The sequence below is a fragment of the Frateuria sp. genome, from assembly GCF_035695185.1.
In the GTDB taxonomy this organism is placed as follows: domain Bacteria; phylum Pseudomonadota; class Gammaproteobacteria; order Xanthomonadales; family Rhodanobacteraceae; genus Frateuria_A.
The window spans coordinates 38,508-44,925 of sequence record NZ_DASSES010000063.1 but is presented as its reverse complement, the minus strand read 5'-3'; the positions used below and the strand labels follow the sequence as shown (position 1 = coordinate 44,925).

Here is a 6,418-nt window from a genome sequence, read left to right as displayed (position 1 = left end):
TGTGTAAACCCACCAGGTTGTTCATGGCGATGCGGGTGATAGGTGGCCGGTAGTCCAGGCTGGCGTGTGGCCGGTGCCAGTTGTACTGATGCAGCCAAGCCCACCAGTGCGCGGCGCGCTGGGCCGAGTGGTCATAGCTGCGCGCGTAGGCCCACTCGCGCAAGGCCGTCTGGATGAAACGCTCGGCCTTGCCGTTGGTGCGCGGTGTGTAGGGTCGGGTGCGCAGGTGGCGCAACCGAAGGCGGCGCAGCAAGCGCCGGAAGGCCCGGGATTTGTAGCAGGCCCCGTTGTCGGTCATGACGCGGGTGAAGCGCACACCCAGCGCGCTGTAGTAACGCAGCGCCTTGAGCAGGGCGCGGCATGCGCTATGCCCGCGCTCGTTGGGCTCGATGGTGCCGAAAGCCACGCGCGAGGCGTCATCGATCGCCACGTGCACAAACTCCCAGCCGGCTCCGTCGGAGGTCTGCTGACGGTCGCCGGTGACGCGGTGGCCGGGGCGCCAGAAGCGCCCCAGCTTCTTGATATCCAGGTGCAGCAGGTCGCCCGGTGCCGGGTATTGGTACCGGTGAATCGGGCGGGCCGGTTCCAGCTCCGCAAGCCGATGCAGGCCGGCCCGTTTGACCAGGCGAGCGACCGTGCTGACGGCGATCGCCAGATGCTGGGCGATCTGGCGGTAGGTCCAGCGCTCGCAACGGTGCTCCATAACCTGCTTGGCGACCGCTGCATCCGTGGCATGCGGGCAGCGGTGCGGCCGCGAGGATCGATCGAGCAGCCCGGCGGCGCCCTCCTCGCGGAAGCGCGCCAGCCACTTGTACGCCGTGCGCACACTCACTCCGGCTGCATGGGCCGCCTCCTCCACCCGCAGGCCGTGCTCAAGCACCCGCTCCACGAGCAGGGCTCGACCTCGAGGCGTAAGACGGGCATGTTTATGCAGGTTCATCCGGGGCTCCTGGTGTGCTGGTTGGGTCGCACCTCCAGAATCCCGGGATCGCCCCGGGTGAACAACCTACTTAGAGATCACAGCTAGCGCCAACCGAGCCGCAGCCGCACGCCCGCCGCGATGCGCTCGGTCTCGCGCAGCGGTGGCTGGCGTTCGGGCGCGTCCGCGTTCAAGGGGTGCAGCAGGCCGGCCTCGCGCAAGGCGCGGTGGAAGCGGGCGAGCTTGTCCGGCAGCGGCCGCGGGGCGAAGGTGTGCACGGCGCAGCCGACGGCGCAGGCCTCGGAAAGCATGTTGACCGAGTCGGGGGTGGCCACCAGGCGGTCGGCCCAGGCAAGTACACCGGGATAGGGGTTGGGGCCGTCGGCGCGGCCCTGCCAATGCAGGCCGGGAAGGTCGCACAGGGCTTCGCGCAGGGTCTCGGCCAGTCGCGGCGGCGTGCGGCGCGAAGCCAGCACGAGCAGGCTGCCGCCGTGCCGCTCGTGCATGGCGCGCAGTCCGTTGGCGAAGGCCTGCGTCCAGGCGTGGTCCATCGCGATGCCGTGCCGCGGGCCGCCGAGCAGCACGCCGATGCGGGGCGAAGGCAGTTCGGCCAGTGCCTCCCAGGCGTCGTGCGCGTCGGCCAGCCACTCCGCGTCGACCGGGTTGAGCGAGCCCAGTGGCGCGAGCACGTTGGCGCCGGTCAGGCCGTCGTGCTGTGGCGCGATCACGATGTCCCAGTTCCCCGGCGCCATGCGCGGGTCGAGGATCTGCACGGTGCGGCAGGCGCCGCCCGACAGCGGCCGGAGCATGCGCGTGAACAGCGCCGCGGCGCGCCCGCAACCGACCGCCACGCGCGGCCACGGCGCCGCGAAGCGCCCGCGCTCGACCGCCGGCAAGGCCAGCGTGCCGCCGAGGGCCAGCCGCGGTGCCAGCCAGGCCCACGGCCCGCGTGGCTCCAGCACCAGCGGGCGTACCGGCAGGCCCAGCCGCTCGGCCAGCGCCAGGGCCTGGCGCCGGTTGCCGGCGGCATCGTCGGTGATCGCCCAGCACTCGTCGCGCAGCGCACTCACGCGGGCGCCATCCGGGCGATTGTTGGCGAAATCTGCATGCTGGGTTCCCCGTTCCTCACCCGACCATCCACGCCCTTGGCCTTACACTTGCGGATCGCCCGCGCCGGATGGCGCGCCACGACCGCAAAGGATACCCATGAGCGAAGTGCTTTCCGAGGCCGCCCTCGACCAGTTGTTCCGCGAAGCGCGCACCTATCGCCGCTCGGCCGAGGCATGGCTGGACAAGCCGGTGACCGAGGCGCAGCTGCGCGCGATCTACGACCTGGCGAAGCTGGCGCCCACCAGCGCCAACTCCTCGCCGGCACGCTTCGTGTTCGTGCGCTCGCCGGAGGCCAAGGCGAAGCTGGAGCCGGCGCTGGACCGGGGCAACCTGGCGCAGACCATGGCCGCGCCGGTCACGGTGATCGTCGCAGCCGACCATGCCTTCTACGAGCACCTGCCGCGGCTGTACAAGGAATCCCCCGATGCGATCGGCTGGTTCGCCGGCAAGCCTGCCACGATCGACGCCACGGCGTTCCGCAACTCCAGCCTGCAGGGCGCCTACCTGATCATGGCGGCGCGCGCGCTGGGGCTGGACTGCGGCCCGATGTCCGGCTTCGACAACGCACTGGTCGACGAGACGTTCTTCGGCGGCACCCAGGTGCATGCGAATTTCCTCATCAACATCGGCTACGGCAACCCTGCCGTGTTGCGGCCGCGCGAAGAGCGCTTCGCGTTCGACGAGGCCTGCCGCATCGTCTGAGACACCCCACAAGGAGCCGTCATGCGCACGTTCAAAGCCCTCCTCTTCGCCGGCCTGCTCGGCACCGCAGCACTCGCCCAGGCGGCGCCGGCGACCTACCGGCTCGATCCGCACCACACGATGGTGCTGTTCAGCTGGGGCCACTTCGGTTTCTCCCACCCGACCGCGGAACTTGGCCTGGGACAGGGCACGCTGGTGTTCGACCCCAACCATCCCGAACAGGCCAGCGTCGAGGTGACGTTGCCGATGGCCGGGCTGGACACGCACGTGCCGGCGCTGGACGAGCACCTGGCCAAGCCGGATTTCTTCGATGCGGCCAAGTACCCGCTGGTGACCTACAAGAGCACCCGGGTCGAGGTGCTCGGCAAGGATCACTTCCGTATCACCGGCAATCTCACCGTGCATGGCGTGACCCGACCGGTCGTGCTCGAGGCCACGTTGAACCGGATCGGCAAGCACCCGATGACCGGCAAGCCGTCGATCGGTTTCGACGCCTCCGGCACGCTCAAGCGTTCGGATTTCGGTGTCGGGGCGCACGCGCCCAGCGTGAGCGACGAGATCAGCCTGCACATCACCACCGAGGGTTCGGTGGGCGGTTAGTCGCGCCCGCCCCGGCTCGGAAAGGAACGACGCCCGCGCCGGATGGCGCGGGCTTCGTCATCCCCGGGGCCGGCTTCGGCCGGCCACGGAAGGGACGCCGCCGGTGCGGTCAATGCCTGGCCACGCCTTCCTCGCGCATCGCCTCGAGCTTGTCGAGGTCCACGCTGGCCACCGCCTGCTTGAGGTCGTCGATGCTGCCGGCCTCGCCGTGCGCATTGACCGTGAAGCGCCCGCCGATCACCACGCTGTACTCGCCGCTCTTCGATTGATCGTCCCACTGCTCGTGGGTGAGGCGGCCATCGGCGGTGTAGGTCTTCTCGTAGCCGTGGTCGGTGCTGCGTTCTTCCTCCGGCGCCAGCGCCCCGGCCATCGCCATCAGGCCCTTGGCGGAGCCCATGTCGGTGACTTCCAGCGTGAGCGTGCGGCCGCCGTCGTCGCCGTACTCGGCACGCGCCTCGGTGATCTGCATGCCCATCGCGCTGTTGCGCTGGGCCGAGCTGCTGGTGCGCTTGAGGCCGAGCAGGGTGTCGGGAAGGAACGCCTTGACCTGCTCGGTGGACAGCGCCTGCACCTCGCCGCCGTTGCCGGCCGCCGCACCCTTGCTGGCCTGCTCGGCACGCTCGCCCATGGCGGCCAGTCTGCCCAGCGCGCTGTCGGGGTCGACCCTGAGGTTGTCGCCGGTGCTGCCCAGGTGGGTGCCGGACATGGCCGCGCCGGTGTAGGCGGCGGTGCCGATCACGCCGGCCACGACCAGGCCGACGATCCAGCTCAGCACGATGGCGATGATCACGGCCAGCGCCGTGTAGCCACCGGCCTTCTCGGGCGGGCATTTCATGGTGAAGGGCAGGCCGAGGTAGAGCAGGTAGATGCCGTAGATCGCGCCGGCCAGGGCGATCAGCCAGCCGATCCACGGAATGATCACGGCAACGCCGGCGACCCACGCGGCGGTCCAGGAATAGGCCACCGCCTTGAGCGCCTGCACCAGGTCTTTCTGGCCATTGAAGGTGCCGGCCAGCGCGTTGACGATCCACGCCATGAGGTAGGCCACGACCAGCGTCAGCAGGTAGTGCAGCACCATGGCGCCGATGCCCGCGGCGACCGGCGTACGCACGACCACGCCGAGGAAGCCCGTGCCGATCAGGCTGCCCTTGATGAAGCCGGCGATCGCCGGTAGTGCGGCGATCCAGAGAATGTAGCCGGTGTACAGGCCACCGACGGTCGCCGGCTCGGCGGCGGCGACCGGCCATTCGGTCCTGGGCGTGGCCAGGATGCCCTTGGCGCGCGCGATGATCTTTCCGAAGTCCATGGTGTTCCCCTTGCGACGGATGAGTTCGGCGACGGATGCCCTCGGGCAGGCCCGCAGCCATCCGCCGGCCGCTGCCCGTCCACGGTCGCCCCCAGGGCGTCGCCCACCCCTTTGGGCGACGCCATGCACAGTTGAGGGCAACCGGGCGGCGAAGTCCAGTGCGCCGCGCTGCCGGGGGCGCGACGGGCGCGGGCATCTCGCCGGGCGTGCGCCCTGCTACCATGCCGGGTTTGAGATGCCCTTCTGGAGCCTGCCATGTCGCGCCCCCTTTCCGAGGCCGCGCCGATTCCGGCGAATGCCGAAAATCGTTACGAAGTGACGCGCAACGACCTGCCGCTGTCCTGTCCGATGCCGGCCATGTCCCTGTGGAACTCCCATCCGAAGGTCTACCTGCCGATCGTCGAGGACGGCGGGGAGTCCGTGTGTCCCTACTGTGGCGCGCATTACGTCCTGCGCGACTAGCCGTCGGGCGCCCGCCGGCTCCTGAACGGGGGCATTCGGCACGATCGCTGCTTGCTACGGCGGATGAAGGCCACCCAACAACCCCTCATGTCTGCCGTCGTCACCCCCACCCGGCGTCTGGTCGTCGTCCAGCTGATCCCGGCGCTGCATACGGGCGGGGCGGAGCGTTCGACGCTGGAGGTGGGCCGTGCGCTGGTGGCGGCGGGGCACCGGTCGGTCGTGATTTCCGCGGGCGGCCGCCTGGTGGCGCAGCTGGAGGCCGAGGGCAGCGAGCACATCACCCTGGACATCGGCACCAAGTCGCCACGCACGCTGTTTCACCTGGCTGCGCTGCGACGGCGCTTGCGCGAACTCGGACCGGACGTCGTGCATGCCCGTTCGCGGCTGCCCGCCTGGCTGGGTTGGTGGGCGCTGCGCGGACTGACGCCGCGCCCGCATTTCGTCACCACCGTGCACGGCCTGAATTCTCCAGGCCGCTACAGCTCGATCCTGCTGCGCGGGGAACGCGTCATCGCCGTGTCGCAGACCATGCGCGACTACGTGCTCAGCCACTACCGCTGGCTGGACCCGGCACGCGTCAAGGTGATCCCGCGGGGGATCGATCCGGAGGCTTTCCCGTACGGACACCGTCCGGATGACGCCTGGCAGAAGGCCTTCTTCGCCGAGTACCCGCAACTGGCCGGTGCGCCGCTGCTGACCCTGCCGGGACGCGGCACCCGCCTGAAGGGCCACCACGAGGCGATCGAACTGGCCGCCGAGCTCAAGCGTCGCGGCATCGAGGCGCGGCTGTTGCTGCTGGGCGTGATCGAGCCGGGCCGGGAGGCCTACGTCGAGGAGCTGCGGCAGCTGGTGCGCCGGCACGGCCTGGAGGCCCAGGTGGTGCTGACGCCGCCGCGCAACGACGTGCGCGACATCTACGCGGTCTCTGCGCTGATCCTGCAGCTGTCGACCCGGCCCGAGTCGTTCGGGCGCACCGTGGTCGAGGCGCTGTCGCTGTGCCGGCCGGTACTGGGCTACGCCCATGGCGGCGTGGGCGAGCTGCTGGCCGAACTCTACCCGGCCGGCCGCGTGCCGCTGGGCGACCGCGAGAAGCTGGTCGAGCGCGCTGCCGAACTGTTGCGCGTGGCCCCGCCGATCCCGATGCTGCAGAGCTACCGGCTGTCGGACATGCAGCAAGCGGTGCTGGCGCTGTACGGGGAAGTGGCGGGCTGACCGCGTCCCGGATCGGTAACGGGCGGCACGCCACCCGATCGATCCACGCGTGGCCGGCGCCCTGGCTGTTCCCACGCAGGCCAGCCGCGTGGCGGTGCCGGCCCTTA

7 protein-coding genes are annotated in these 6,418 nt (G+C 70.3%); 4 read left to right on the top strand and 3 right to left on the bottom strand.

The features are described 5' to 3' along the window. On the bottom strand, nucleotides 1-940 hold a 940-nt coding region (locus VFH59_RS04645), incomplete at its 3' end, for an IS481 family transposase (RefSeq protein WP_325163712.1). Nucleotides 941-1,023: 83 nt separating this feature from the next. Further along, nucleotides 1,024-1,989, bottom strand: coding sequence for a mitochondrial fission ELM1 family protein (locus VFH59_RS04640; protein ID WP_325163711.1), 966 nt, complete (start codon nucleotides 1,987-1,989; stop codon nucleotides 1,024-1,026). Between the two features lie 136 nt (nucleotides 1,990-2,125). Here VFH59_RS04640 and VFH59_RS04635 point away from each other — a divergent pair, with 136 nt between their 5' ends. Both VFH59_RS04635 and VFH59_RS04630 read left to right on the top strand, forming a co-directional pair. Then, nucleotides 2,126-2,731 (top strand): malonic semialdehyde reductase, encoded by a 606-nt coding sequence (locus tag VFH59_RS04635; RefSeq protein WP_325163710.1) that lies wholly within the window; start codon nucleotides 2,126-2,128, stop codon nucleotides 2,729-2,731. A gap of 21 nt (nucleotides 2,732-2,752) precedes the next feature. Further along, nucleotides 2,753-3,331 (top strand): YceI family protein, encoded by a 579-nt coding sequence (locus tag VFH59_RS04630; protein WP_325163709.1) that lies wholly within the window; start codon nucleotides 2,753-2,755, stop codon nucleotides 3,329-3,331. Nucleotides 3,332-3,440: 109 nt separating this feature from the next. Here the strand turns inward: VFH59_RS04630 and VFH59_RS04625 are convergent, their stop codons facing one another. After that, nucleotides 3,441-4,637 carry a Yip1 family protein gene (locus VFH59_RS04625; RefSeq protein WP_325163708.1) on the bottom strand — a complete coding sequence of 399 codons (1,197 nt, stop codon included), beginning with the start codon at nucleotides 4,635-4,637 and terminating at the stop codon, nucleotides 3,441-3,443. A gap of 255 nt (nucleotides 4,638-4,892) precedes the next feature. On the opposite strand from VFH59_RS04625, the gene VFH59_RS04620 reads away from it, so the two are divergent. After that, nucleotides 4,893-5,099, top strand: coding sequence for a zinc-finger domain-containing protein (locus tag VFH59_RS04620; RefSeq protein ID WP_267172059.1), 207 nt, complete (start codon nucleotides 4,893-4,895; stop codon nucleotides 5,097-5,099). An 87-nt stretch (nucleotides 5,100-5,186) separates the two neighbouring features. Beyond that, the gene (locus tag VFH59_RS04615; protein ID WP_325163707.1) at nucleotides 5,187-6,311 is read left to right on the top strand and encodes a glycosyltransferase; all 1,125 of its coding nucleotides are present in this window, start codon (nucleotides 5,187-5,189) and stop codon (nucleotides 6,309-6,311) included. The last annotated feature ends 107 nt before the right edge of the window (nucleotides 6,312-6,418 follow it).

Bases quoted from the DNA above. Each gene is read 5' to 3' on its own strand.
- VFH59_RS04635 (WP_325163710.1), top strand. From the start codon at position 2,126: ATGAGCGAAGTGCTTTCCGAGGCCGCCCTCGACCAGTTGTTCCGCGAA.
- VFH59_RS04630 (WP_325163709.1), top strand. From the start codon at position 2,753: ATGCGCACGTTCAAAGCCCTCCTCTTCGCCGGCCTGCTCGGCACCGCA.
- VFH59_RS04625 (WP_325163708.1), bottom strand. From the start codon at position 4,637: ATGGACTTCGGAAAGATCATCGCGCGCGCCAAGGGCATCCTGGCCACG.
- VFH59_RS04620 (WP_267172059.1), top strand. From the start codon at position 4,893: ATGTCGCGCCCCCTTTCCGAGGCCGCGCCGATTCCGGCGAATGCCGAA.
- VFH59_RS04615 (WP_325163707.1), top strand. From the start codon at position 5,187: ATGTCTGCCGTCGTCACCCCCACCCGGCGTCTGGTCGTCGTCCAGCTG.